The sequence below is a fragment of the Deltaproteobacteria bacterium genome, assembly GCA_009692615.1.
In the GTDB taxonomy this organism is placed as follows: domain Bacteria; phylum Desulfobacterota; class Binatia; order UBA9968; family UBA9968; genus DP-20.
The window spans coordinates 17,911-42,745 of the sequence record SHYW01000003.1 but is presented as its reverse complement, the minus strand read 5'-3'; the positions used below and the strand labels follow the sequence as shown (position 1 = coordinate 42,745).

At 58.2% G+C, this 24,835-nt stretch carries 20 protein-coding genes; 4 read left to right on the top strand and 16 right to left on the bottom strand.

Going from position 1 to position 24,835, the window contains the following annotated elements:
- Positions 1-42 precede the first annotated feature (42 nt).
- Positions 43-1,143, bottom strand: coding sequence for a cupin domain-containing protein (locus tag EXR70_01105; GenBank protein ID MSP37073.1), 1,101 nt, complete (start codon positions 1,141-1,143; stop codon positions 43-45).
- 213 nt (positions 1,144-1,356) lie between these two features.
- Here EXR70_01105 and EXR70_01100 point away from each other — a divergent pair, with 213 nt between their 5' ends.
- Both EXR70_01100 and EXR70_01095 read left to right on the top strand, forming a co-directional pair.
- On the top strand, positions 1,357-1,914 hold the full coding sequence (locus tag EXR70_01100; GenBank protein ID MSP37072.1) for a hypothetical protein: 558 nt from the start codon (positions 1,357-1,359) through the stop codon (positions 1,912-1,914).
- A 69-nt stretch (positions 1,915-1,983) separates the two neighbouring features.
- Positions 1,984-2,586 carry a hypothetical protein gene (locus EXR70_01095; GenBank protein MSP37071.1) on the top strand — a complete coding sequence of 201 codons (603 nt, stop codon included), beginning with the start codon at positions 1,984-1,986 and terminating at the stop codon, positions 2,584-2,586.
- A 60-nt stretch (positions 2,587-2,646) separates the two neighbouring features.
- On the opposite strand, the gene EXR70_01090 is transcribed toward EXR70_01095, so the two are convergent.
- The 3 genes from EXR70_01090 to EXR70_01080 form a co-directional block, all read right to left on the bottom strand.
- Positions 2,647-3,414, bottom strand: a complete 768-nt coding sequence (locus EXR70_01090; protein ID MSP37070.1) for an ABC transporter permease — start codon at positions 3,412-3,414, stop codon at positions 2,647-2,649.
- A gap of 118 nt (positions 3,415-3,532) precedes the next feature.
- The gene (locus EXR70_01085; GenBank protein MSP37069.1) at positions 3,533-4,486 is read right to left on the bottom strand and encodes an ABC transporter permease; all 954 of its coding nucleotides are present in this window, start codon (positions 4,484-4,486) and stop codon (positions 3,533-3,535) included.
- 65 nt (positions 4,487-4,551) lie between these two features.
- On the bottom strand, positions 4,552-6,126 hold the full coding sequence (locus EXR70_01080) for an ABC transporter substrate-binding protein (GenBank protein ID MSP37068.1): 1,575 nt from the start codon (positions 6,124-6,126) through the stop codon (positions 4,552-4,554).
- Between the two features lie 245 nt (positions 6,127-6,371).
- Here EXR70_01080 and EXR70_01075 point away from each other — a divergent pair, with 245 nt between their 5' ends.
- Entirely contained in the window at positions 6,372-7,337 is a 966-nt protein-coding gene (locus EXR70_01075; GenBank protein MSP37067.1) for a metallophosphoesterase, read from the top strand.
- Positions 7,338-7,473: 136 nt separating this feature from the next.
- On the opposite strand, the gene EXR70_01070 is transcribed toward EXR70_01075, so the two are convergent.
- The 11 genes from EXR70_01070 to EXR70_01020 form a co-directional block, all read right to left on the bottom strand.
- Positions 7,474-9,219: an alpha/beta hydrolase gene (locus tag EXR70_01070; GenBank protein MSP37066.1), complete on the bottom strand. Its 1,746-nt coding sequence runs from the start codon at positions 9,217-9,219 to the stop codon at positions 7,474-7,476.
- A 169-nt stretch (positions 9,220-9,388) separates the two neighbouring features.
- Positions 9,389-10,399, bottom strand: coding sequence for an ABC transporter substrate-binding protein (locus tag EXR70_01065; protein MSP37065.1), 1,011 nt, complete (start codon positions 10,397-10,399; stop codon positions 9,389-9,391).
- Between the two features lie 58 nt (positions 10,400-10,457).
- Positions 10,458-11,867 (bottom strand): MFS transporter, encoded by a 1,410-nt coding sequence (locus tag EXR70_01060; GenBank protein ID MSP37064.1) that lies wholly within the window; start codon positions 11,865-11,867, stop codon positions 10,458-10,460.
- A 234-nt stretch (positions 11,868-12,101) separates the two neighbouring features.
- A complete protein-coding gene (locus EXR70_01055) occupies positions 12,102-13,058 on the bottom strand; it encodes an alpha/beta fold hydrolase (protein MSP37063.1) in 957 nt (318 codons plus the stop codon).
- Positions 13,059-13,152: 94 nt separating this feature from the next.
- Positions 13,153-14,061 (bottom strand): tRNA pseudouridine(55) synthase TruB, encoded by a 909-nt coding sequence (gene truB / locus EXR70_01050; GenBank protein MSP37062.1) that lies wholly within the window; start codon positions 14,059-14,061, stop codon positions 13,153-13,155.
- Positions 14,062-14,196: 135 nt separating this feature from the next.
- Positions 14,197-14,538 carry a 30S ribosome-binding factor RbfA gene (gene rbfA / locus EXR70_01045; protein MSP37061.1) on the bottom strand — a complete coding sequence of 114 codons (342 nt, stop codon included), beginning with the start codon at positions 14,536-14,538 and terminating at the stop codon, positions 14,197-14,199.
- Positions 14,539-14,598: 60 nt separating this feature from the next.
- Complete coding sequence (locus EXR70_01040) at positions 14,599-14,886, bottom strand: DUF503 domain-containing protein (protein ID MSP37060.1); 288 nt, start codon at positions 14,884-14,886, stop codon at positions 14,599-14,601.
- A gap of 35 nt (positions 14,887-14,921) precedes the next feature.
- On the bottom strand, positions 14,922-17,672 hold the full coding sequence (locus EXR70_01035; GenBank protein ID MSP37059.1) for a translation initiation factor IF-2: 2,751 nt from the start codon (positions 17,670-17,672) through the stop codon (positions 14,922-14,924).
- A gap of 6 nt (positions 17,673-17,678) precedes the next feature.
- Positions 17,679-17,948 carry a DUF448 domain-containing protein gene (locus EXR70_01030; GenBank protein MSP37058.1) on the bottom strand — a complete coding sequence of 90 codons (270 nt, stop codon included), beginning with the start codon at positions 17,946-17,948 and terminating at the stop codon, positions 17,679-17,681.
- A 17-nt stretch (positions 17,949-17,965) separates the two neighbouring features.
- On the bottom strand, positions 17,966-19,306 hold the full coding sequence (gene nusA / locus EXR70_01025; protein ID MSP37057.1) for a transcription termination/antitermination protein NusA: 1,341 nt from the start codon (positions 19,304-19,306) through the stop codon (positions 17,966-17,968).
- Between the two features lies 1 nt (position 19,307).
- Positions 19,308-19,775 carry a ribosome maturation factor RimP gene (locus EXR70_01020; protein MSP37056.1) on the bottom strand — a complete coding sequence of 156 codons (468 nt, stop codon included), beginning with the start codon at positions 19,773-19,775 and terminating at the stop codon, positions 19,308-19,310.
- Between the two features lie 247 nt (positions 19,776-20,022).
- Here EXR70_01020 and EXR70_01015 point away from each other — a divergent pair, with 247 nt between their 5' ends.
- A complete protein-coding gene (locus EXR70_01015) occupies positions 20,023-21,075 on the top strand; it encodes an extracellular solute-binding protein (GenBank protein ID MSP37055.1) in 1,053 nt (350 codons plus the stop codon).
- Positions 21,076-21,275: 200 nt separating this feature from the next.
- On the opposite strand, the gene EXR70_01010 is transcribed toward EXR70_01015, so the two are convergent.
- Entirely contained in the window at positions 21,276-24,530 is a 3,255-nt protein-coding gene (locus EXR70_01010) for a helicase SNF2 (protein ID MSP37054.1), read from the bottom strand.
- Between the last annotated feature and the right edge of the window lie 305 nt (positions 24,531-24,835).

Sequence of the window (24,835 nt, the reverse complement as noted above, 5' to 3'; positions counted from 1 at the left end):
ACTTCGTGTCCTTCGTGGTAAAACAGCCCGGTGATCCACAATTCAGCTCGCCGCCTTGTAAACCGGCCCCATCCGACTCGTGACGCCGCGCTTGGCGAGTTCTTCTTCGAAAGTCGCGCGAATCAGCGGCGCCTCGTCTTCATATTCGATTTGATCGCCGCCCAACTTGACGCTTTCCGAAGTGCCCCATTGTTTGCGCAGGCCGGGAAATTTGCGGCTGCTAAACGGTTTCAGCGCCAGGTAACGCGCCGGCTCGGCGCCGACGTTGAAGTGTTGATGAAAGCTACGTTCGGGCGGCACCATCAAACTGCCGGGGCTCCAGCTGTAGCGCTTGATGTCCTCGCCTTCTTTCCACACCATCGAGAACCCTTCGCCCTTGAGGATAATCACATGGGCGCCGGCGCCGTGGCGGTGGGCCTTCTTGTAGGTCGCCACGGGGAACTGCGAGATATGCGCCGACATGACGTTGTTCGACATCTCGATCATCAACATCTTGCCGCCAGCGCCGCGGTCGTTGCGGTCCGGCAATTCATAAGCGCGCACATCGCGGATGAAGTTGGTGTCGTGGAACCCAGCGCCGGGAATCTTCGCCACACCGTTAAAAAAATCCTCCTCGCCGGCATAGCGGTCGGTGAAGCGGTAATCGCAATTAAAGACGAAGTCGATGTTGTGGTAGAGATTGAGCACGGTCGGCGCGTTGGTCATCGCCAACAAGCGCACCGGTTTGTCGCCGGCGCCGTTGAAATGCTGATAGCTGGCATTGAGCGGCGGCGAAAACAATGCGCCTTGGCCCCATTCAAAAGTTTGTTTTTTACCGCCCTCCTGCCACACAGTCGTCGCGCCGTGGCCGCTGACGACGTAAACCAGCTCCTCGAACATATGACGCTGCGGCGCCAGCGATTTTCCTGGGGCGATCTCGACGATGTAGCAATCGTTGACACCCTCCGAACCGTCAAGATTGAGAAACACGCCGCGCCCGTCAAACCGGGCCCAGGAATGGAGTTCCACCGTATTGATATCGTCAATGTGAAAGCCGCGTAGCGCCGGAAGCGCTTCTTTTTCGAGAAACAACTGGTACGTCGTCTTGGCGCCGAGCTCATTACCCGCCTTGCTTAAGGTTTTCAAACTTCCTGCATCTGCCATGTTTGCCGTTACCTCTCTCTAAATATCAATTTTTTTGTTGACGTTTAGCTAGTTTTTAGTACGCTAGGCATCGGCGGGTCAAGAACTTAATACGGATCCAACAGGTGCGGGCCGATATTCTTCGCATGGACCCCGGATTCCTCGGCGCGCTGGAATTATTGATTGTGCCAAAATCCTCGTTGAATCATAATATCGAATAGAAGGAGCAAGTTGATGGAACAATTTCCCGGTTACTACGCGCGAGCGTTACGCGCCATCGGTCAAGATCTTTCCGATTTACTGCCCGAAAGCGTGACCATCGAGCCTGAAGGCGACGACTTTATCGCCCGCGGCATGTGCAATCGCACTCGGCTCGAAGCCCTAGAATCCAGCGGCTGGGCCGGGCTCAGAAGGTTGGGCGCCAAGCTTCTCAACCATCACACGCCTGAAGCCGATCTCGACCTAGTGCCGTTCTCGCGCAGTTACAACGCGGAGAGTATCGACGAGATCTACAAGCGCGGCAATCAGTGCCGAGTTGGCGACGGCGGCATGCCGGAAATTTATAGCCTCGGCGAACGGCTGCGCACCATCGGCAAGGTCATCGATAGCCATCTCGGCCGGCTCGTGAAAATCTATAAAGACCTCCATCACGTCGTCTTCGAGTACTGCGATACCGACATTACCCCGCACAAGGTCGAACTCGACAACACTGAGCTGTATCGCCTACAAAGCGGCTACACCACCGAACGTAGCGACATTGAAACCGCCGCCGCCAATCCTGACGGGGTGTGATTCCAACACCAACCAAAAAACAAGCTATTTGACTTAAGTCAGGGTCAAACACGCCGATCTTAAGTCAATATGAGACTCGCCCAATCGTTCAAAATATTAACCTCGACGACGCCAGGAACTTTTGCTCGGGCGCTACGCGTCATCGGCCAGGATCTCGCCGATTTATTTCCCGACACCGTTGAGATTAAATTTCACGGCGAGACGTTTGTCGTCAGCGGCCGATGCGCGAAGAGTCGACTGGACGCGCGCCAGCCCACGCCCCAGCGCAAAGGTCTAAAAGAATTTTGCGCCGATTTCCTCAGCCGCGACGTCACCGCGCTCGGCCAGAAAGGGCTAACGGCAAGCGTCGAATTCAACCAGCGATACGCAGCCGAAGATATAAACCGGATTGATGACATCGGCATCAGCCGGCGCTTTACCGCCGGCAAACTTCCCGACATTCACAGCTTAGCTGAAATGCTCCGCACCATCGGCCGGTTGGTTGACGGCCAGAAAGGCCAGCTGGTAAAGATTTCTAAAGACGCTCGCCGCGTCGTATTTGAATTCACCGCCAGCGATGGCAAAACCCACAACGAACTGATGACCATCCCCGATCTCTACAAACTGCAAAAGCGTTTCTACGAAGGCCGCAGCGCACCGGTGGGCTCAGATCCATGGCGAAACGGCAAATAGCGGCTCAGCTTCAAGTTAAGATCGTAACTCAACGATATCGTATCGCAGCACCGATTCTCGCTAAGGTAGGCGCAACTTGGGATCGAGGGCATCGCGCAGCGAATCGCCCAAAACATTGAAAGCGAACACCGCCAGACTGATCGCCAGTCCGGGAAATAGCGCCAGCCAAGGCGCGCGCTCGGCGAACTCCACCGCCGCGCCGCGCAACATCAAGCCCCACGCCGCCGTCGGCTCAGCGACGCCCAAACCGAGAAAAGAAAGCGACGCTTCCAAAAGAATCGCCTGACCGAGAAATGCCGTCAGCATGATCAGGTAGGGCGCCAATACATTGGGCAGCATATGGCGAAAAATAATCCGTCCATGGCTGGCGCCGAGGGTCAGCGCAGCTTCGACGAAGAGCATTTGGCGCAACGCCAAAGCGCTGCTGCGCACGACCAATGCGGCGCGCGGAATCATCGGCACCGAGATCGCGATGATCACGTTCGAGATCCCCGAACCCATGATCGACACCACCACCAAGGCTAAAACGATCAACGGAAACGAAAGTAAAATATCCATCAAGCGCTGCATCAAGAGATCGACCCGACCGCCGAAGTAGGCGCAGGTCGCGCCGATCACCGCGCCGGCGCTGGTGGCGAAAAACGACGAGCAAAAGCCCACCAACAACGCCGTGCGGGCGCCAAACAGAACCCGCGAGAGAAGATCGCGGCCGAAAGAGTCGGTGCCAAACCAATGCTTGGCGCCGGGCGCTTGGAGCATGGCGCCGTAGTCGGTATCGAGAGGATCGAAGGGCGCCAACAGATGCGCCAACATGGCCGCTAACAGCATCAGGACGATGATCAACGCGCCAGCGCCACCGAGGGGCCAGCGCGAGCCAAAGTAGCATGCGCCGGCGAGCCATTTTTGCGCAGCGAAACGCGTCACGATGTCGGACTCGGCAGCGATGTCATTGGTAACGGATACGCGGATCGAGCCAGGCGTACATCAGATCGATCAAAAAATTCATCAGGATAAAGGCAAACGAAACCAACAGCACCAGCGCCTGGGTCATCGTGTAATCGCGATGCGTGATCGATTCGACGAACAGCATACCGATGCCGTTCAAGTTGAACACCTGCTCGGTGACCACCAAACCGCCGATCAGAAAGGCGAACTCCAAACCGATCACGGTGACGATCGGCAACAGCGCGTTGCGCAGCGCATGTTTGACTACGACGGCATTTTCCCGTAGTCCCTTGGCGCGGGCGGTACGGACGAAATCTTCGCGCAGCACATCCAAAACCGCCGAGCGCGTCATGCGCGTCGCCATCGCCGAATAGCGGTAACCGACGGCAAGGGCCGGCCAAATCAGCTGTGTCAAATTGGCCCAGGGATCGACCCAGAAAGAAGTGAAAGTCAGCGGCGGCAGCCATTTGAAGACGATCAAGAAAAAAAGAATGATGACGATACCCAACCAAAATGACGGCACGGCTAATCCACCGATGGAAAAAATCCGCACCAAATAGTCGACCCAAGTATCCTGCTTGAGCGCCGCCAGCGTGCCGCAGGGCAGCGCGATCAAGACCGCGACCAAAGTCGCCATCAGCGCAAGTTCTAAACTTAACTCCAAACGAATCTTGATCTCGTCGGTGATCGGCCGGCCGGTCCACATCGAATCGCCGAAGTCGAAGCGCGTGATGCCGGCGATCCAAACCACGAACTGCTGCGCCAGTGGCTTATCCAAACCCAACTGCGCGCGCTCGCGATCGAGCGCTTCCTTGGGTGCGAAGGTGCCGCTGCCGGCGTATTTCAGCTCGACAATATCCCCCGGCGCCACTCGCAACAAAAAAAATACCACCACGGCAACGCCGAACAACGTCGGAATCATCAACAGCAAACGTTTAACAATATAATTGCCCATCCGACAAAACCCCAACCCACTGCGAACTTCTGACTACTGACTCCTGACAACTGACATCTAGTTCCTCACTGCCCTAGCCAAACATCGCGCAAATCCTGATTGACATAATGGCTCGGGCCAATCTTCCAACCCTTGAGCCGATTGCTGTGCGGAATGACCCGCTGCCACCAGAGAATCGGAAACTGATAAGCCTGCTCGGCAATCGCACGCTTTTCCATCTGCCTAATAATCGGCAAGCGGTCTTGCAGATCGAGCATGCGGCTCTGGCGCTCGTAGAGTTCGTCGAGCATCGGGTCTTTGTAGCGCGAGTAGTTGACCGGACTTTTGTCGCTGCTCAAATATTTAAGCAAGTAGAGATCCGGCTCGTCCATGAACTCGCAGTCAAAGTCGACACCGGCATCGAAATTGCCCTGGCGTAGATCGTTAAAGTACGGCCCGCCTTCGAGCGGTTGATGGGTCACGTTTAAACCGATCTTGCGCCACTGATCGACCAAATAAACGCCGGTGACTTCATAGGGCTCCTTGACGTTGCGGTTCTTCAATACGAAAGAAAAGCCTTCGGCCACGCCGGCTTCTTTGAGCAAACGCTTGGCTTCGGCGCGCGCCGCGTCGATGTTTTTGCCAAACCCGGACAGTTTGTTAAGCTCAGCTTGCGGCGTAGCAAATTGCGACCCCGGCCGAAACACGCCGCCGACATATTTCATCACCGAGATTTGCGCCAACGCTTTCGAAGCCTCGTTACGGTCGATGGCCAGGGTCAGAGCGCGCCGCACACGGACATCGCTGAAGGGCTTCTTCTCATTGTTGAAGGCGACCAAGATATTACACGCCCACGGGCTTTCTTGCACCACCGCTTTGTCGCCCAAGGATTTGACCACATCATCGCGCGCCGCTGGATTGAAGCCGCGAAACTCGACCAGCGCTTGGCCGCTGCGTATCGCGGCAATGCGCGGCGCAGTGTCGCGAATAAACACCGCCTTGAAGCCGTCGAGATAGGGCCGCCCCGGCATAAAGTAGTTGAGATTTTTCTTGCCGACCCAGTGCGAACCGGCGACGTGATCGACAAAAACAAACGGCCCGGAACCCATGACGTTTTTTTCATACCAGCGCGGATCTTGCTTGAGCTTGGCCGCGCTGTAGATAAAGTTCCACGGCGACGCGAGATTGGCCAGGAACGACGCGGCGATATGTTTGAGCTTGAACACCACGGTCAAATCGTCCGGCGCCTCGACCTTGTCGACCATCGCGTAGGACGCCTTGCGCGCGCTCGCCACTCCTTCGGCGGGAAAAATAATCTTATCGTAAGTCGCTTTGACGTCGTGGGCCGTCAGCGGCGTGCCGTCATGGAATTTAATGCCCTTGCGAATCTTGAAGGTCGCGGTCATGCCGTCGCGTGAGAACGACCAGCTCTCGGCGACATCGCCGACGATCTTGGGATAATTCTGCGGATCGAAACGCAGCAACGTGCTGTAGTGGGGCGCCACCGGATGGAGCATGCCGAAAGTCGTCTCGCGATGGCCGTCATAGGACGGCGGCGTTTCGCCGACGGCAAAAACCAATTCGCCACCGGAGCGCGGCGCTTCGGCGGCCAAAACGGAAATCGCCGCGAAGCCAAGAGCGACAAGCGTCAGCAGAGACATGACAATCCGTTGCCCTGAACTCGCAGCAATAATTCTTTCCTTCATGAGCTCCTCCAGAGTTTCTTTGAGCGAATATACGAACTTCTCAGGGCAATGTAATGGTTTCACGGCCAATTGCCAACTCGCCATTTGCCCCGATATCGGATCTAAGCTAACTCTCAGGTTCAGATCATGGGCATTTTTATTATCGGCAACATTACGCGATCCGCAAATTGCTGGTGAAATCCCCGGCCCGACGGTTTAGAATGGCCGCCATGAGCTTGCTCGCAGCCACCGACATCCAGGAAGAGTCCGCCGCTCCGCTGCGCACCCGCCGACTCGACCCGCCGCGCGTCATGACCGGCAATGAACGGCGCTTGATGAATCCCAATCGCGGCTTGATCAAGCTCTTCGACCGCTACGCCGATATTTTTATCTCGCGCTTCGGCTATCCCTTGCTCGATCCGCTGTGGAATCCCTACAGTTGGCAATTGCAACGGAACTTCGCCCTCGCCGAAGCGAAATTATCACCCACCGACTGGCCCCAGAGCCTGGCGCCGCTGCGCGTGCTCTTGATCACCGATATTCATGCCGGGATTTTTTTGAAACCGGAAACCTTGTGGCGCATCGTCCACGAACTGATGCAACTGCAACCCGACATGGTCATCGTCGGCGGCGATCTGGTCACCGGCCATGTCAGCGAAGTGGTAAAAATTCTCGACGCCTTGGTGCCGCTCACGCGCGCGCCGTTGGGCGCTTGGTTTTGTTTCGGCAACCACGATTACTTCGGCGGCAACCCGGAAGAACTGAGAAACAATCTCGCCGCCATCGGCATTCAAACTTTGAAAAACGACAGCACGATAGTTAATCATCGCGGCGGCAGTTTCGTCCTCGGCGGCATCGACGACCGGATCATGGGCAAACCCGACTGGGATCGAGTGCTCGCCAAACACGGCCCGCCGCACTTACTGATGGCCCATAACCCAGACCACTTTTACGAAGCCGAAGCGCGCGGCATACCGCTGACGCTATCCGGCCACACCCACGGCGGCCAAATTCGCTTACCGAGCGGCCCGGCGATCATTCGCCAAAGCCGCTTCTGCCTCGACGAAGGGTTGTTCAGCTTCGGCAAATCGCTGCTCGTAGTCTCGCGCGGCCTCGGCAGCATCCTGCTGCCGCTGCGCTGGGGCGCCGACCCTGAAGCGGTGTTGATCGAAATCACCCCGCCATAGCAAATTGAATTGAATCACCCGCTTTGAGAAAGGGGAGGAGATTTTCTTCTGCGCGCAAAGTTAAATCCCCCTCGATCCCCCTTTTTCAAAGGGGGGAGGCTGTCGGAAATAGCTTTCAGGACTGTAACTCTCGCCGCTACTTCTTTTCCATCGACCGGCGCGATTGATTCACCAACTCGAAAAGCTCTTGGCGCACCGATTCGGCGACGACGTTCGGTGACGCGCCGATTTTTTTCGCGACGTTGATTTGATCGAAGATAAAAGCGCGCCAAACTTCCGGCGGATAGGATTCTAGCGCCAACGCCTCGCCGCCGTAGGCCGTGCCGGTACCGGCGACGATGTGATGGCTGCGCACGTTGGTGCCGCGCAGGCCGTTGCAATAGACGCAGCCGTTGCGCACGGTAACGGTTTCATAGAGATCTTTGCGCAGATCCTTGAACCGCGCCAAAGGATCGTTGGCAACTAAGCGAAAACTATCTTCGGTCAGGCCGAACTGCGCCGCCTGCAGCCCAAATTCCTGGGGCGGCTCGTTGAGGAAGTGCAGGAACGCGCCCAAGGGCCGCGCCATCATCGGCGGCGGCACGGCGCTTTTCCAGGAATATTCGCGCAGCGCCCGATAAAACACGCCAAGCTTGAACATATTCTTCTCGTCGTCGAGGCCGACCACGATCACCGGCTTGTAGGCTTCGATCTGAGCGCGCAGCCAGAACTGTTTCTCGCCGCGAATGTTGGTCGTCACCAGATAATCGCCGCGGCCGATTTTCTCCGCCGGAATAGAATTGAGATAGTCGGACAAACCGATGGCGTGAAAGTTTTTCAGCGGCCATTCCTTGAGTTCATAACCGAGAGTGCTGTAAACCACGCCGACCCGATCGACGAAGCGCTGATCGACCGGATAAGCGCGAACTAGTTTTTCATGGCGCCAAAACGGCTGGGTCGAAAACGGCGGATCGCGCCAACGCCGCCTGGCGTCGACCAGGATTTTAAATTCCGGCACCAACGGCGCGGCTTTGACAAAATCCAGCAGCAGCATACGCGCCTCGTTGTCCGCTTCGTCCAAGCGCATCAGGGTGAAGTGATCGCGCTCCGGCGCCAACCAACGTTCGACGAACTTATGCCCGGCCCGGCGTAACGCTTCATGAAAATTTCTTGAATCGATGGCGAAACCGGGAAAATCATTCTGCGCGTTAAGCAACAACAATGGCGGCGCGTCGGCCCGCACATGAGTCACCGGCGAAGCGCGCTTGAGAGTATTGCCATCCGTGCCGAAAGTTTTCACCGTGGCGCTTATCTGATTGTCGGTCACCTTCCATTTCGGCGCCAGATCGTAAAGACCGCTGAAGGAGACCACACCGGCCAGGGACTTCGGATTGAGATTATGTTTGCCGAGATAACTCGCATCGAGGGCGACCAAGGTCGCGAGATGGCCGCCGGCGGAATGACCGGCGAGAAAAATCCGGCTCGAATCGTAACCGTAGCGCCCCGCCTCGCGCATCAACAGCGCCACCGCCGCCGCGACATCCTCGGTTTGCGCCGGATGAGCCGCGGCCGGCGCCAAGCGATAACGGATCAAAGCGACGGCGATCCCTTCGCGCGTCAAAGCTTCGGCGATGTACACGCCGATCCGATAGTCGTCATCGGTGAGCAACCAAAAACCGCCATGCACGAACGCCAACAGCGGCGGTTTCTTGGCGCTATCGGCCGGCAGATAAAGATCGAGACTGCGGCGACGGTCCCCCGCCACCGCGCCGGGATAGGAAATGTCTTTGATCATCCGTGGTCCGTTGATCGCCGCCGCTTGTAATAGCTTCGGCGCCACGCCAGCGCTCAGCCACAGGCAGATGAAATAAATAAAACTTGTTAAGCAACAACGTCGCAGCATGAAGACAGTTTTCGCTGGACTGCGGTAACGGACAAAGCATCGGAAGGGCAACCACGGGGGTTGCCCCTACGCCGGAATTTGTTTTGCGCCTTTTGCGTTCTTTGCGGCTAATTCATTCTTCAAACCGAGGGCGCGATGAATCGCGCCCCTACCTTTGTTCGTCTCGGCGTCACAAGCCCAACTCTTTCTGCACCTGTCTGAGATAGCTCAAGTCGATATATTTTTCCGGCGCCGGCACGGCGCCCTTGATGATGCCGTCTTGCACCTGCACTTCGATATTCACTTTTAGCCCAGCCAGCGTCACATCGCCGTTAATCAGATAGACTTTATTCTTGGTGTAATAATCGATGCCGCGCCGACCGTACTGCGGCGCCAGGCCGAATTCCTTGCTGAGAAAATCCACCGCTTCGGCCGGATGTTCGTGCAGCCAGCGCAGCGATTGAATATGCGCCTTGATAAATTTCACCACCGCCGGACGGTTTCTCTCAGCCCAGGCGGGATTGATGTTGATGTTGTTGAATTGGTATTCGGAGATGATCTCGGTGGTGTCGCCCAGCTTGGTGAATCCTTTGTCGACGGCAATATCGGAAAACGGCAGCACTAGCACGGCGCCCGCCACCGCGCCGCTCTCCAGCGCGCTCAAGCGCGCCGGCGTACCGCCGGCGATCACCGACATGGAAAAGTCGCGCGGGTGGATCAGTCCTTTGCTTTTTAAATACGTGAGCAAGATCGACGTCGCTCCGCCCGACAGACTGTTGACGCCCAGCCGCTGCCCTTTGAGATCTTCGATCCGTTTGATGTATTTCGCGCCGATCAGCAAATACGGCGCGGCGTTGCTCGAACCGGCGGCGACTTTGAGATTGCCGTTGGTGCGCTCGTTCCAAATGATTATATTGTCGGCATTGATATTGGCAAAGTGCAGCTCACCGGCGACCAACGCTTGGAGCTGAATATCGCTGCGCCCGATGCTCACCAAATCGACGGTGATGCCCTCTTTAGCATGGAAACCTTTTTTCTGGGCGATGAAGAACGGCAGATAGTTGAGGTCTTTGGAAATGTAGCCGGCCTTGAGGGTTTGCGCACTTCCGCCGGTTGGCGCAGCCAGCAACCAAGTTAGAATCAGCAGTCGCAGCAATTTGGTAGTCAACGACTTTACTCCTTTGCTAAACTCAACGTCCATCGCTTGTACCAAGAGCGAGAATCAAGGTCAAAGAAATTCGCCCCGCGCCGGTAGCACATCAACGATCGCCGCGCGCCGCCGAAGTAAACAGCGCGATCAAGGTCAAGCCGATGGCGGCGAGAAAAGTCGTGTTGAGCGCGCTGACAAAACCGGCGGGATTGTCCGTCGTTAGCGTCGCCCCCGGCACGCCGGTGAAATGTTCTAATGCCAGCGACATCGACAAACCGCCCAGGGCGATGCCGAAAACGCTGCCGAAGCCGAAAGTCACGTGGTTCATCGCCGAGGCGAAGCCGCGGTGCTCTTTCGGCATCATGGCGATCATTGCGGTTGAATTAGCGGGATTAAAAATACCGTTGGTGGCGGCGCCGACGATAACCAGCAGCGCGGCCATGGACCAATGCGAATCGACGCGCAACAAATTACCCATCGCCAGGGACACCACCATGAACGCAACTCCGACGGTGGCTGGAATGCGCGGCCCGAGACGATCGGACAAGTAACCGCTCAAGGGCGCCAAGGCGACGGTCAATATCGATGGCGCCATGAATAGAATACCGATCTTGGTGGGCGACAAATGCAACACATCTTGCAAGTAAAAGGGCAGGAGAAATCCGGTGAGCGAATAACAGATGGCGACGATCAGCAAGCTTAACACGCTGAAACTGAAGCGGCGGATTTTGAATAGCTGCAAATTGACGAAGGGACTCGCCGTGCGCGACTCGTGATACAAGAACGCCGCCAGACTGGCGCAGAACACTAAGGCAAGAAATATTTTCAGAGCTCCGCCCAGCGCCTGCCCCGTGCGCCGGTCGAAGAGAAATACCAACGTGCTGGTGATGGCGAACAACAAAGCCGCGCCGAGATAATCGGTCGACTCGACATGCCGCGCCGTCCCGGTGCGGCGCCGTCTCATGTTCACCAGCGCCAGCGCCGTGCCGGCCAATCCCACCGGCACCAGCAAATAAAAACTCCAGCGCCAACTGAAATAATCGATCATCACGCCGCCGATGCCGGGACCGAGAATGAAACCGACATGATGGGCCGTGGTCATAAATCCCTGGGCGCGGCCTGCCAGATCTTCGCTCACCGACTCCGCCGCCAGCGCCCGGCTCGACGACTGCAACATGGCGCCGCCGACGCCTTGAACGAAGCGCGCGAGAATTAGCTGCAAGACAGTCTGAGAAATACCGCACAGTAGCGAGCTAATCGCGAAGACAAAAAAACCGAGGGCGAACATTTTCTCTCGTCCCCAGATGTCCGAGATGCGGCCGAAGACCACCGACAGGCCGATATTCGAAAGCTGATAGGAAAGCAGCGCCCAAGAGATGCCGAGCAGATCGGTGCCCAAACTCGCCGCCACGGTGGGCATGGAGATGCTGACGATGCGCGTCGCCGTGCCGGAAAAAATGTTCCCAGAAGTGCGGTAGAGAGAAGCAGATAGTTGATGCGCGATTCCACGGTGAGGCAATTCTAAACCGGCAGTTTTTGACTAATAGCGCCGATTGGCTGGCGGATCAAACTGAAGTTTGTGCCGCTTCCAGTCCGGTGCTCCTAAGTGTTCACGTTCCATGAGAAAGTCTGATCTCACCACGAAGATCACGAAGGACACGAAGGGTTCGTGTAATGGCGCAGCATGCGGCGCCCCTACTTCGTGCACTTCCTGTCCTTGGTGGTGAGAATATATTTGACAGCACGCCATCGATCAGCGAAGCGATGCGAGAAATTGCCGCACCGCCGCGCGCCATTGCTCGGGCCGGGCTTCGACGATCGGCATATGGCGCACGCCGGCAAAGGAAATGAAGTGGCCGTGCGCTCCCATCGCCGTCGCCACCGCCCGGCCTTGCGCCAAAGTGGCGCGCTGATCCTCTTCGCCGTGCAAAATCAGCGCCGGCGATTTGACCGCGCGCGCGTACTGCGCCGGATTATGCGCGAAAAAGTTAATTCCTTGCTGCACGCTGCCCCAAAACAGCAAAAGGTCCGCCAACGGCGCCAGCGGCACGCCCATGACGCGAAAACGGTTCTGGCTGGTGTGGCGCAAGCGATCGAAGGTCGCTTCGACGATGATTGCCTCGGGGCGCGCGCCGTTGACGGCGATGGCGCGCAGCAGCGCCGCGCCGCCCATGGAGATGCCGTAGAGCACGATCTTGCGCTCCGGCCAAGTACGCCGGGCGTACGCGAGCGTCGCGACGACATCGTCCGCTTCTTTCACGCCGATTGTCGTGCCGCTGCCAGTAGAACCGCCGGAGCCGTAAAAATCCACCAGTAGTACGCCATAACCGAGTTCGTGAAATACTTGCGCTGCGGGCAGCAATGCGGCCTTACTCACCGCGAAACCGTGGAACAAGGTGACGATCGGTCGATCCTTACCACCTGCCACGTACCAAGCTTCCAGCGTCGCACCGTCAGGATTTTGAATACGATAAGTTTCAAAATCAGACGCCCAGGAAGACGGCGTTCGATTATTTTTCGGCCGGGGAATATTCACGCCGGTCAGCAGAACGGAAAATTTCTCCAACGCCGATAACTGCTCCGGCGCCGCGGTGCGCGAACCGCCATCGGCAAAATGCGTCATCGCCCGCGCCTGCATGAAGGCGACGACGTTCACGCTAACGATCGCGCTCATCAGCGCGGTCAACAAAATTTTGCCGGCTCGTCGCATGGTCGTTTAGAGATATTCGCCCGCGACATCGCTCGCGGTATTTTTTTCGTGGCAATGTCGAAAAATAAACCTGAGCACCGATAGGAGCGCCCGGCTACTCTTTGAACAGCCGCTCGAGCCGCCAGCGGCCCGCCGCGACATCTTCCGTACTCCATTCGACTAGCGCCGCCAAGGCGTTGCGCGGATCGAGAATCGCCAACAGCTTTTCGCCGGCCCGCGGCTGGCCGAGCTCGGCCAGTACGTCTTGCTGTCCCATGCGTAAGCGCGACAACAACCGGCTTTGCCAAACTATCGCCGGCAGGTGGCTCAATGCCGAACGCAGACTCACCAAGGGGGCCGGGCCGACGGCGCACGCTTCAGCCAAATGATCCGGCGTCAGCGCGCGCTCCAGTTGAAGATGATCGCAGGCCATGCGCCGGAGCGTTTTCAAATGCCCGCCGCAGCCCAGTTCATGGCCCATGTCGGCGGCCAAGGTGCGCACGTAGGTGCCGCGCGAACAGGTGACGTCGAGCTCGATCTCGCTGTCGCTCAGCTGGCGCAGCGTCAAGGCATCGATGCGAATATCGCGCGCCTCGCGCGCGATCTCCTTGCCCTGGCGCGCCAACTCATACAAACGCACGCCGTCTTTCTTGAGCGCGGAAAACATCGGCGGGATCTGTTTGAGCGCGCCGGTAAATTTGCTTTCCAAGCGCGCCAACTGCGCCGCGCTCACCGGCGCCACGTCGCGCGTCTGAATAACCTTGCCGGTGCCGTCCTGGGTATCGGTTTCGATGCCCAACACCATTACGCCGACGTAGCGCTTTGCGCCGCTCAAAAAAATATCGGCGATCTTGGTGCCTTCGTTGACGCCCAGCAGAAGCAAACCGGAAGCGAACGGATCGAGGGTGCCGAGATGGCCGACTTTCTTCGCGCCGATAATAGTTTTGACCCGATGGACGACCTGAGCCGAAGACGGCCCGATGGGTTTGTCGATGAGCAGCACACCGCTTTGCGTGGTTAACATAGAAGAAAGTTGTTTGGAGACAATTAGAAAATTCTAGCAAGGCCAAATATCTATTCACCACGAAGGACACGAAGGTTTCGGAACTTTCAACTCCGAACTTCGTGCTCTTCGTGCCTTCGTGGTGAAATCAGTTTCCTAGTTTTTCACCTGTTTCAATAATTCATCGATGCGCTGGGCCGAGTCTTCGCTTTCGTCGTAGGTAAATTCGAACTCCGGCACGTAGCGCAGCTTGAGCTGCTTGCTGACTTTGGCGCGAATGAAACCGGTCGCACTCTTCAGTCCCGCCAACACCGCGGTGCGATCTTCCTGGCCGCCGAGCAAATTGAAATAGACCCGCGCGTGGCGCAAGTCTTTGCTGACTTTCACCCCGGTCAAGGTCACGCCGCGCACGCGCGGATCGTTGATTTCTTTGCGCAGCAATTCGGCGATCACTTCGAGGATCAAATCGCCGACCCGTTCCGAACGTTGATATTCCATGAATTGTACCAAGAATGTCTGAGGGCGCGATCAATCGCGCCCATACCATTTATCTGTCACTCAGCAGTAAAAAAACTCCACACCGGAATCGCCCACTTCGGCTAAACCCAAACCGTCGACGAAGTCGACGATTTTATTGAGCGTCGCTTCGATCACCGGCCGGCTGGTTCCGGAGACGGCGAAGCCGAGCACCGTGCTCTGCCACAGATCTTGGTCGCCGCATTCGGTCACCGAAACGTTGAAACGCTCGGCCGCCCGCGCCTGGATGCGTTTGATGACGCCGCGCTTGCCCTTGAGCGAATGATTTTCGGGAATCGCCAGGTTGAGCTTGAGGACACCGACGACCATGGAGAAAATTGAAACTGACCGGCGCGGCGCCCGAATTACGCGCGCGCTTCCGGGCGGGTCGGATTCGGATTCGGGTTGATTCGACGAATGACGGGAATCTTTTCGTAGCTCTCGAGAACGTCGCCCTGCTTGAGATCTTGGTAACCTTCCAACGACAGACCGCATTCATAACCCGCGCCCACTTCACGGGCGTCGTCTTTGAAGCGCTTGAGACTGGCGAGCTTGCCTTCGTGCACCACCACGTGGTCGCGCAGCAAGCGCACCAGATTGCCGCGCGCGATCTTGCCTTCGCTGACATAGCCGCCGGCGATGGTGCCGACGCCGGCGATGTTGAAGATCTGGCGGATTTCCACCCGGCCGAAAACCTGCTCGCGGAAGGTCGGTTCCAACAAACCTTCCATGGCGGCGCGCACATCGGCGACCACTTCGTAAATGATCGTGTAGAGCCGCACGTCGACGCCTTCTTTGGCCGCCAACGCGGCGCCCTTGGATTCGGGCCGCACGTTGAAACCGATGACGATGGCGTTGGAAGCCGCAGCGAGTAAAATATCACTTTCGGTAATACCGCCCACCGAGCCGTGCAGCACTTTGAGTTTGACGTCGCCGGTCGACATGCGCGTGAGCGCGTCGGACACCGCCTCGACCGAACCTTGCACGTCGGCCTTGAGCACGACTCGGAGTTCCTTGACGTCGCCGGCTTTGATCTGGCTGTAGAGTTCGTCAAGGGAAACTTTGCTCGACTTGACCAATTCGGTTTCGCGCTGTTTGCTGTGGCGGAACTCGGCGACTTGGCGCGCCTTGGCTTCATCGGCCACGGCAACAAAGGAATCGCCCGCCAGCGGCACACCCTGCAAACCGAGAATTTCCACCGGGAACGACGGCGGCGCGGTCTCGACCTTATGGCCTTGATCGTCGATCATGGCGCGCACCTTGCCGTAAAACACGCCGCAGACAAAGGCGTCGCCGACATGCAGCGTGCCTTCCTGGACCAGCACAGTCGCCACCGGGCCGCGGCCGCGGTCGAGCTTGGCTTCGACGATGGTGCCGCGCGCGAGTTTTTCAGGATTGGCTTTGAGCTCTAAAATATCGGCTTGCAGTTGGAGCATTTCTAGTAAATGCGGAATCCCCTCATGGGTCTTGGCCGACACCGGCGCGAACACCGTGTCGCCACCCCAATCTTCCGCCGCTAAGCCGTATTCGGACATTCCCTTTTTGACTTTTTCCAAATTGGCATCGGGCCGGTCGATCTTGTTGACCGCGACGATGATCGGAACTTCGGCGGCGCGCGCGTGATTGATCGCCTCGATCGTCTGCGGCATGACGCCGTCATCGGCGGCAACCACCAAGACGACGATATCGGTCACCTTGGCGCCGCGGGCGCGCATGGCGGTGAACGCTTCGTGACCGGGAGTATCGAGAAAGGTGACGCTGCGGCCGTCGACTTGGACGTGATAGGCGCCGATATGTTGGGTGATGCCGCCATGCTCATGAGCAGTCACGTTGGTGCTGCGAATGGCATCGAGCAAAGAAGTCTTGCCGTGATCGACGTGGCCCATGATCGTCACCACCGGAGGGCGCGATACCAGCGCGACTTCCTGTTCGTCGGCCTGGTGTTCGACTTCCAACATGCTGTCGGCGTCGAAGGCGACGTTTTCCACTTGGTGATCGAATTCAGAAGCGATCAAAGTCGCGGTATCGGCATCAAGCACTTGGTTGATGGTCGCCATCATGCCCATGCCCATGAGCTTTTTAATCACGTCGCCGGCTTTGACGCCCATCTCGCGCGACAAATCGCCCACGGTGATCACTTCGGAAATCTTGACGACCCGCTTGCTCGCTTTGGGAACCGTGATCTCTGTTCGTCTGGCATCTTTGCCAGGAAGCGCCCGACGCTTTTTCTGAAACCGGCCGCCCCGCACTTCGCTTTCACGGGTTTCCAAGACATCGTGTTTTTTAACCACGCGCTTTTTATGGCGCCCGGTTTTCGGCTTGTCGCCGGCTCCCGCAGGCGGCGGCAAACCATCGGTCGGCCGCGGCGCTTCGCTTGGACGAGCGGCTTGCGGCGGCCGGCGTAGCACCGGCGTCGGCGCCGGTTCGATACGCTGGGTTTGCTTAAGGTCGATACGGCCAAGAATGCGCGAAACTTTCGGCACGGCTTGCTGCATCGTCGGCGCCGGTTCCGCGACTACCCGAGGCGGCGGTGCGGGCGCGACGGCCGGAATAATTTCGACGGGCGCCGCTGGTGCGATTTCAACGACGGGCGCGTGAATAGACGGGGCGCGAGTCTCGGCTTCGACGGGCGCAAGCGGCGCGGTGACTTCAATCACCGGCGCGCTTTGCTGGGCCGTGATCTCGGCCATCGCTGGCACCGGCGCCGGCGGAATTTCCGCCGCCACTTCAACCGGCGATGCTTCGATTACCGGCTCTGGCGCCGCTTCCGCGGCAACCGCCGGCGGTTCGCTCGGGGCCACTTCCACTCGACTGGTGCGACGGCGAATGACGTTGGCACGCACGCGCCGTTCGACAACGGTCTCATGGGATTCGATGCTGGGCTGCCCCTCTTCTTCGGCCACGACCATGCGATCGGCGACAATCTTTTCCTCGCCGACGTGAACTTGCGGCTTTTCCAACGCGGTGTAGGCGGCGCGAATGCGCACGACTTCGTCGTCTTCCAGAGCGCTCTGAGACTTGCGCCCACGCATCCCCATCTTCTCAAGCTGGGCGATCAGATCTTTGGTCGCGATCCCCAAGTCTTTTGCTAGTAGATGGACTCTCGTCTTTCCCATCTCGTCTTACTCCCCGTCGCGACCCGTTAATTCTTCGATCAATTTTGTTTTCGCCGCGCGGTTCACTTCAACGTGAAACGCCCGGTACATTCCCTTGCGCCCGACAAATGCTCTTTGACAGCGCTCATCGCGGTGTAGATAGCCGCCCCGCCCTTGATGGCGTTCGACTCGTAATTGATCCGGTCCCGCCGCGGCGAGCCGTATCATCTGCGCTTGATCCGCCCGGGCACCGCAACCCAAACAAGTGCGTTGCGGCCGATACCCACGCTTCGCCATCGCACCGGTGGTCTCGATTACGATTCGCTCTCCACCGCGGCCGCTGCTTCCGCTGCAGCCGCCGCCTCTAGAGCGGCCACTTCGGCGGCGCGCGCCGCCAGCTCCGCTTCTTGAGCGCGCTTCTCGACGACATACTGTTTGGCCGACTGATGCAGCGCTTCGGCTTTCTCTTTGCTGATGCCTTCGACGTCCATAATTTCTTCCAGGGCGCTGTCGGCAACATCTTCCGCCGATTTGAAACCCTCTTGATAAAGCAGCTCACCGGCGATATCGCCAATGCCGGGAATCGAATTGATCGATTGCCGCGCCTGACGCGTCTCTTCTTCGGCCTCCGCTTCGCTGCAAACGTCGATACGCCAGCCGGTCAGACGCGAGGCGAGGCGGACGTTTTGGCCTTTTTTGCCAATCGCGAGGGACTGTTGATCGTCCGGCACGACCACTTGCATGGTATGGTCTTCGTCATCGATGATGATTTTGGAAACCTTGGCCGGCGCCAAAGCGCGGCAAACATATTCCGCCTGATCGGCGATCCAGTGCACAATGTCGATTTTTTCGCCGCGCAGTTCCTGCACCACGGACTGCACCCGGGTGCCCTTCATGCCGACGCACGCGCCCACCGGATCGACATCGCTGTCATGGGAGACCACGGCGATCTTGGCCCGGCCACCCGGTTCCCGCGCCGCGCCTTTGACTTCGACGATGCCTTCGTAGATCTCCGGCACTTCCTGGGCGAATAATTGAATCAACATGCCCGGATGGGTGCGCGACAAAACGATCTGCGGACCGCGGCTGGTGATCTCGACGCTGACGATGTAAGCGCGAATCCGATCGCCCTGGCGATAACGTTCCCGCGGCACCTGCTCTTTTTCCGGCAGAATCGCATCGGTGCGGCCGAGGTTGACGATCAGGTTACGCTTTTCGAAGCGCTGCACGATACCGTTGACCAATTGGCCTTCCCGGCCTTTGAACTCGTTGTAAATGATTTCCCGCTCGGCGTCGCGCACCTTTTGTACGATGTTCTGCTTGGCCGCTTGCGCCGCGATACGGCCGAACAGACTCGAGTCCAATTTGGACAAGAGCTCGTCGCCGACTTCGGCATCGGGATCGAGATTCTCACGCGCTTCGTCGCGGGTGATTTCGGTGGCGGCATCCTGCACGGTCTCAACGACGGTCTTGGCTTCGAAAAGCTCGACTTCGCCGATCTCGGCATTGTACTGGGCTTCGATCTTGCGCTGATGGCCGAAGGTTTTCTTGGCCGCCGAAATCATCGCGTTTTCCAAAGCGCTGATGAGAATCGCTTTGTCGATGCCCTTCTCTTTACTTACCTGTTCGATGACGCGATTTAAGTCCTGCTGCATATTAGGCGCCCCAGTCGTGCTCATAATTGGATTTTTCTATCTGCGTAAATGGAATATCCCAACGCACACCGTCTTGGTCCACGGCGATCCTTTCCGCCGAGACTTCCAGCAACTCGCCGAGAAACGCTCTCCGGCCGTTGATCATATCGCGCGTGCGTACACGGATCTTTTTACCGACAAAGCGTTCGAAGTGTTCCGGCCGGCGCAGCGGGCGGTTGATCCCCGGTGAAGAGACTTCCAAAGTGTAATTGCCGTCGACGACATCGCGCTCGTCCAACAGATCGCTTAGCCCCCGGCTGACCCGGCCCAATTCGTCGATGTTCGGGCCGCCCTCTTTGTCGAGATACAAACGCAATACCCGGCCACCGCGGCCGCCTTCGGATTTCAGTTCGATGTCGACGACTTCCAATCCTTCGCTCAGCGCCAGTGGCGCGGCCATTTGCCAAACCTTTTCGATCGCCGTGTCCATGATCGCGGATCGCTACCGACCCCAGAAACAAAAAAAGCGGGCAAAGCCCACTTTGAGTAGGAACTCCTAAAGTGTAGATAAATTTCTAACATAGTAAATATCGCCAATGCAAGGCCCAGGGCGCGAACGCCGGCGCCTCCGGAAGATTCATGGCAATGCGAAATTTAATTGTCGGCGCATTGCCGCGGCGAATATTTTGCACTAATCTCGGGGCGAGAATCGCGCTTAGCAAAAACCCGAGGTGTCGATGAACCCGATCGCCCTAACTCTATTTGTTTGCTCCATTTTTGCCGCCCCCGCTTGGAGCCAAACCGCTAAACCGATGACATCGAGCGAGCTGGCTACCTACAGCGGCGCGGACCGCGAGCGCCTCCTGTTCGACGGCGCCAAGCGCGAGGGCAAACTGGTCTGGTACACCACGCTGGCCACCGATCAGAACAAACAGATCACCGCCGCCTTCGAGAAGAAATATCAGGGTGTGACCGTAGATACCTACCGGACCGGGTCGAGCGCGTTAGCGCAACGGCTGCTGACCGAAGCCAAAGCGCGCCGCCATATCGCCGACGCCATCGAGACCACCCCCGGCGGCATGATGACTTTTCGCGAGAGCCAGTTGTTGCTGCCTTATACCTCGCCGCACCTGGCGGTGTTTCCCGAGGATGCCAAAGAACGGGCAGCCAAAAACACCGTAATGTGGACCATCGTGCGCGAATCCTACGTCGGTTTCGGCTACAACAAGCGTTATTTGAATGCCGCCGACGTGCCGAAAGATTTCGAAGGGCTGTTGAAACCCGCGCTGCGTGACAACCTGGGGATCGCCGGCGAAGACACCGGCGCGCGCATTATCGGGGCAATGGTCAAAACCAAAGGCTTAGCCTGGGTCAGAAGGCTGAAGGAACAAAATATCCGTATGCACATGATGGCCGGCAGCGCCCTAACCCAACTCGTCGCGGCCGGCGAAATCTACGGCTCGCCGAGTCAGTTCTTCAGCGCCACCAACGTCGCCGCCCGACGCGGCGCGCCGGTGGCCTGGGTGCCGCTGGACCTGGTGGTGGCGAGCGCCGGCGGCGCAGCGGTTTATGTGAACGCGCCGCGACCCCACGCCGCGCTGCTGTTCGTCGATTTTTTAATGAGCCCCGAAGGCCAAAAAATTTATGAGGATTTATTTTTCGGCGTTACCCACAAAGATTACGGCTTCAAACGCTGGTATCCCGAAAAAGGCGGCACCGTGGCGCAATACGAAGAATCCCTCGACGGCTGGCACCGGTTATTAAAGGAGATCGCCCGCAAGGGAACGTAACGGAATCGTGATCGTGGTCGTGGTCGTGCGCGGACCGAGTCCGAGCTTTGCGTAGTTTGCGTTCCCGGTCGCCCTGAGCGTGACGAAGGGTGCGGTTAAATTTCCGACTCCGACCGGGCCGGTCGCGACCGGCCCCTACTCTGTGATCGTCGCCTGTGGTGAGCGGAGTCGAACCATGTCCTCTGTGGTGAAAATCCGAATCACGATAGCAGCAATTCCAAATCGTCGCGGGTCAGGTTGCGCATCACGCTGTTATCCTCAGTGATGATCGCGTCGGCCAAGTCGCGCTTCGATTTTTGTAATTCTAAAACTTTTTCTTCGACCGTGTCGCGGGCGATCAGGCGGTAGGCGAACACCTGGCGGGTTTGGCCGATGCGGTGGGCGCGGTCGATTGCCTGCGCTTCCACCGCCGGGTTCCACCAGGGATCGAGCAGATAAACATATTCGGCGGCGTGCAAGTTCAAGCCCAAGCCGCCGGCCTTCAAGCTAATTAGAAACAGTCTGGTGTTGGGATCGTTTTGAAACTGTTCGACCTTGGCTTGGCGGTCGCGGGTGCGGCCGTCGAGATAGGCGTAAGGGATCTTCGCGCTGTCGAGCCGATCGCGCAAGATCGCCAGCAAGCTGGTGAACTGCGAGAACACCAGCGCTTTGTGATCCTCTTCGAGAACCTGCTCCAGTTGCGCCATCAAGGCGTCGAGTTTAGCGCTGCCGAGATGAACGCTTCCCTTGTCGATCAAACCTGGATGACAGGCCGCTTGACGCAAACGCAGTAACGCTTCGAGGACTTGAAATTTCGACTTCTTAAGTCCATCGCTAGCGACGTTCTTGAGCAGCTTGTCGCGGTAATAATCGCGCAGCTCGTTGTAATGTTTGCGCTCCTCGCCTTCGAGATCGCAATACAATGTCTGTTCGGTCTTGAGCGGCAACTCCTTAGCCACCTGCCCCTTGGTGCGGCGCAAGATAAACGGCCGCAGCGCCCGCGCCAACAGTGCGCGCGTCGCCACATCCGGATTGCGCCCGGCGCCGCCGAAGGCCGAAGCGTGGCCGAGCATGCCGGGATTGAGAAATTCAAACAGGCTCCAAAGTTCGCCCAAATGATTTTCCACCGGCGTACCGCTCAAGGCCAGGCGATGATCGGCTTGCAGCAAACGCACCGCTTTGGCCGATAAGGTGCTGGCATTTTTCACCGCTTGGGCTTCGTCGAGAATGGCGTACTCGAAGTGAATCTTTTTTAAATGCAGAGCATCGCGAGTGAGCGTGCCGTAAGTCGTGATGACCAAATCGTAGTCGTTAAAATGGCGGTCCGGCACGCGCCGGGCACTGCCGAAATGTTCGAGGATCTTTATTTCCGGCGCGAAGCGCGCCGCTTCCTCGCGCCAGTGAAACATCAACGACCTGGGCACCACCACCAACGACGGCGGATGCGCGGCGGCGCCATTCTTAGAACGCAAGGCGCGGCGCGATTCGAGCATCGCCAAGACTTGTATGGTTTTGCCCAGACCCATGTCATCGGCGAGGCAGCCGCCGAAACCGAAGCGTTGGAGAAACTCCAACCAGCCCAATCCTTCGCGCTGATAGCCGCGCAGTTCGCCGCATAGACCGGCGGGCGCGTCCACCGCGATGACGCCGGCAAACTCGCTCAACTCGCGGCGCACGCGGGAAAACAATTCGTCGACGTTGACATCCGGCTCATTGGCGAGCAGAGCGTCGAGCAAGCCCGCTTGGGGCCGGGTAAAACGCAGATGGCTGCCGCTGACGCTGCCAAGATTGGCGAGCAAACGATACTTGGACAACCACTCTTCCGGAATGATCCCCATGGAGCCGTCGTCCAAGCGCACGCTCTGTTCGCCCTGCTTGATGGCGCGCAGCAGTTTCGGCAACGATACCCGGCTATCGCCAAACTCGGCGCCGCCGTCGAGATCGAACCAGTCGACGCCGGAGCTGATCTGCATGCTGACCTTGCCGGCGTTGCGATAGAGCTTACCCTCGGCCTCGACGCGCCAACCTTCCTGGGTGAGCGCACGCACGGCGCGCGCCATGCGCTCGGCGGGCAGCTCGAACTGGCCATCGCGGAGCAAATAGCCGTCGCGAAAGCCGAGCTGCGAGAGCCGCGCCTTGGCGCTCGCTTCGCCGGCCAAATCCCGTTCGATCACCCGGCGCCGGTTCTTCTGATAAATATTTTGCCGGGTCAGCGAAGCGTCAATCAGATTGCCATCGTAATCGAAAGCCAAATTGGCGCTGACGTAATCGCGGCCCCAGGGATCGCTGCGCCCCGGCTTGATCGTTAGATTCGGCTTAGGACGCGCCGAGACGATCTCGAAGCGCAGCTCTTCGGTCAATTCGAGGCGCGGCTGGCGCGGCAGATGCAATAATTCGTCGATGAACTCATCGGCTTCACCCTTGGCGAAGCGCAGGGTTTCCCGACTGCGCAGCAGATCGATCCAGACAAACACGCCGGCGTCGTTGAGCGGCGCCGCGATGTTGTCGTAAATCACCAAGCCGCCGGCGACCATGAGATTGGGATAGGACAGCGCCATTTCCGCGTCGCCGCGGCGCAAGACGCCGCTGACGCTATATTGTTTACGACCCTCCACCGGCCCGACGCGCAGGGCGAAATCCCAAGGCGCGTCGCCGTCCCATTGGAGCGCGGTTAAATCATCGTCGACCACCGACTCGCGCAGAATGCAGCGTCCCGTCGAGCACATCAGGGGCAGCGCAATATCCCACATCGTCGGCGCCAGAGAGAACTGACTCGAGTGTGCGCCCAAACCATAGCCATAACCGAAATCGTCGCTGGCGCCGAGCAACATGGTGAGCACGCGGCGATCGATGGCGTCGCTCAACTGGGCGACGTCCAAGACGGTAAATTTTTTGTGCTTGAGCTTGCCCCAGTTGCCGTCGGCTTTGCGCTCGCGTTGGGCGAGCTGCAAGCGCAGCTGGCCGGCCCGCAGGGAATCGTCGGCCGAGATGAAATACATCAATTCACGTTCGCCTGCCGGTTTGCCGTCGTCTCGCACCGCCGCGGCTTCGAGCTGACCGCGGAGGTTTTGCAGCTGTTGTTTCCAAGTCGGCGGCGCCACTCGCGTCTGCGGCCGCGCCTTCGTGCCCGCGCTGGTCACCAACGGTTGCGCCGGCACACCGCGTAAATGCGGCGCCGCCAAAGAGTTGAGTCCCGACAACAAGCCGCCCCGTTCGGCCGCCAACAAAGCTGCCCAAACATGCTTGCACGGTTCTTCCTCGCGCTCGAAAAAAGGGCAGGTACAGGAAGCGTTGACGTGATGATTTTCGGTGCTGACCTGAACGTCGTAGAGCCGCGTCCCCTGCACCGAGGCGTGCATGGTCCATGCTGTGCCTTCGATGAAAGTTACCGCGCCGTGCAAAAAATAACCCCGGCCGCGCTCCTGTGAAGTCCGGTCGACCTGGTTAAAAAGCCGCGCTGTCAGAGAATCGGCCATCTGACGAGTGTAACGTAGGCGGATGAAAAATTCTAATCAGCGGTAAAGAAATAGTCGGCGGACGGTTTTTCGGTGGCAATTATTGACGGCGGTTTTTTCCCCGGCGAGTTTGTCGCGGCGCGCAATCGGCAAAATCCCTCTAAATCTCCCTTTACAAAGGGAGACTTTAAACTTCCCCCCTTTGAAGAACTGATCATGCGCGACATTTCGTTCGCTGGACCCGTGAACGTGCAGGTAGCTGTCTAGCATCCATATCCCCCTTTAGAAAAGGGGGATCAAGGGGGATTTTCCCCCACGCGCAGCTA

What these genes read in the sequence shown, in the direction of transcription:
- EXR70_01085 (MSP37069.1), bottom strand. Translation starts at nt 4,486, where the DNA reads ATGGGCAATTATATTGTTAAACGTTTGCTGTTGATGATTCCGACGTTG.
- EXR70_01035 (MSP37059.1), bottom strand. Translation starts at nt 17,672, where the DNA reads ATGGGAAAGACGAGAGTCCATCTACTAGCAAAAGACTTGGGGATCGCG.
- EXR70_01055 (MSP37063.1), bottom strand. Translation starts at nt 13,058, where the DNA reads ATGCGACGAGCCGGCAAAATTTTGTTGACCGCGCTGATGAGCGCGATC.
- nusA (MSP37057.1), bottom strand. Translation starts at nt 19,306, where the DNA reads ATGCAGCAGGACTTAAATCGCGTCATCGAACAGGTAAGTAAAGAGAAG.
- EXR70_01020 (MSP37056.1), bottom strand. Translation starts at nt 19,775, where the DNA reads ATGGACACGGCGATCGAAAAGGTTTGGCAAATGGCCGCGCCACTGGCG.
- EXR70_01105 (MSP37073.1), bottom strand. Translation starts at nt 1,143, where the DNA reads ATGGCAGATGCAGGAAGTTTGAAAACCTTAAGCAAGGCGGGTAATGAG.
- EXR70_01015 (MSP37055.1), top strand. Translation starts at nt 20,023, where the DNA reads ATGAACCCGATCGCCCTAACTCTATTTGTTTGCTCCATTTTTGCCGCC.
- EXR70_01090 (MSP37070.1), bottom strand. Translation starts at nt 3,414, where the DNA reads ATGCTGTTAGCGGCCATGTTGGCGCATCTGTTGGCGCCCTTCGATCCT.
- EXR70_01075 (MSP37067.1), top strand. Translation starts at nt 6,372, where the DNA reads ATGGCCGCCATGAGCTTGCTCGCAGCCACCGACATCCAGGAAGAGTCC.
- EXR70_01080 (MSP37068.1), bottom strand. Translation starts at nt 6,126, where the DNA reads ATGTCTCTGCTGACGCTTGTCGCTCTTGGCTTCGCGGCGATTTCCGTT.
- EXR70_01030 (MSP37058.1), bottom strand. Translation starts at nt 17,948, where the DNA reads ATGGCGAAGCGTGGGTATCGGCCGCAACGCACTTGTTTGGGTTGCGGT.
- EXR70_01010 (MSP37054.1), bottom strand. Translation starts at nt 24,530, where the DNA reads ATGGCCGATTCTCTGACAGCGCGGCTTTTTAACCAGGTCGACCGGACT.
- truB (MSP37062.1), bottom strand. Translation starts at nt 14,061, where the DNA reads ATGTTAACCACGCAAAGCGGTGTGCTGCTCATCGACAAACCCATCGGG.
- EXR70_01100 (MSP37072.1), top strand. Translation starts at nt 1,357, where the DNA reads ATGGAACAATTTCCCGGTTACTACGCGCGAGCGTTACGCGCCATCGGT.
- EXR70_01095 (MSP37071.1), top strand. Translation starts at nt 1,984, where the DNA reads ATGAGACTCGCCCAATCGTTCAAAATATTAACCTCGACGACGCCAGGA.
- EXR70_01065 (MSP37065.1), bottom strand. Translation starts at nt 10,399, where the DNA reads ATGGACGTTGAGTTTAGCAAAGGAGTAAAGTCGTTGACTACCAAATTG.
- EXR70_01040 (MSP37060.1), bottom strand. Translation starts at nt 14,886, where the DNA reads ATGGTCGTCGGTGTCCTCAAGCTCAACCTGGCGATTCCCGAAAATCAT.
- rbfA (MSP37061.1), bottom strand. Translation starts at nt 14,538, where the DNA reads ATGGAATATCAACGTTCGGAACGGGTCGGCGATTTGATCCTCGAAGTG.
- EXR70_01070 (MSP37066.1), bottom strand. Translation starts at nt 9,219, where the DNA reads ATGCTGCGACGTTGTTGCTTAACAAGTTTTATTTATTTCATCTGCCTG.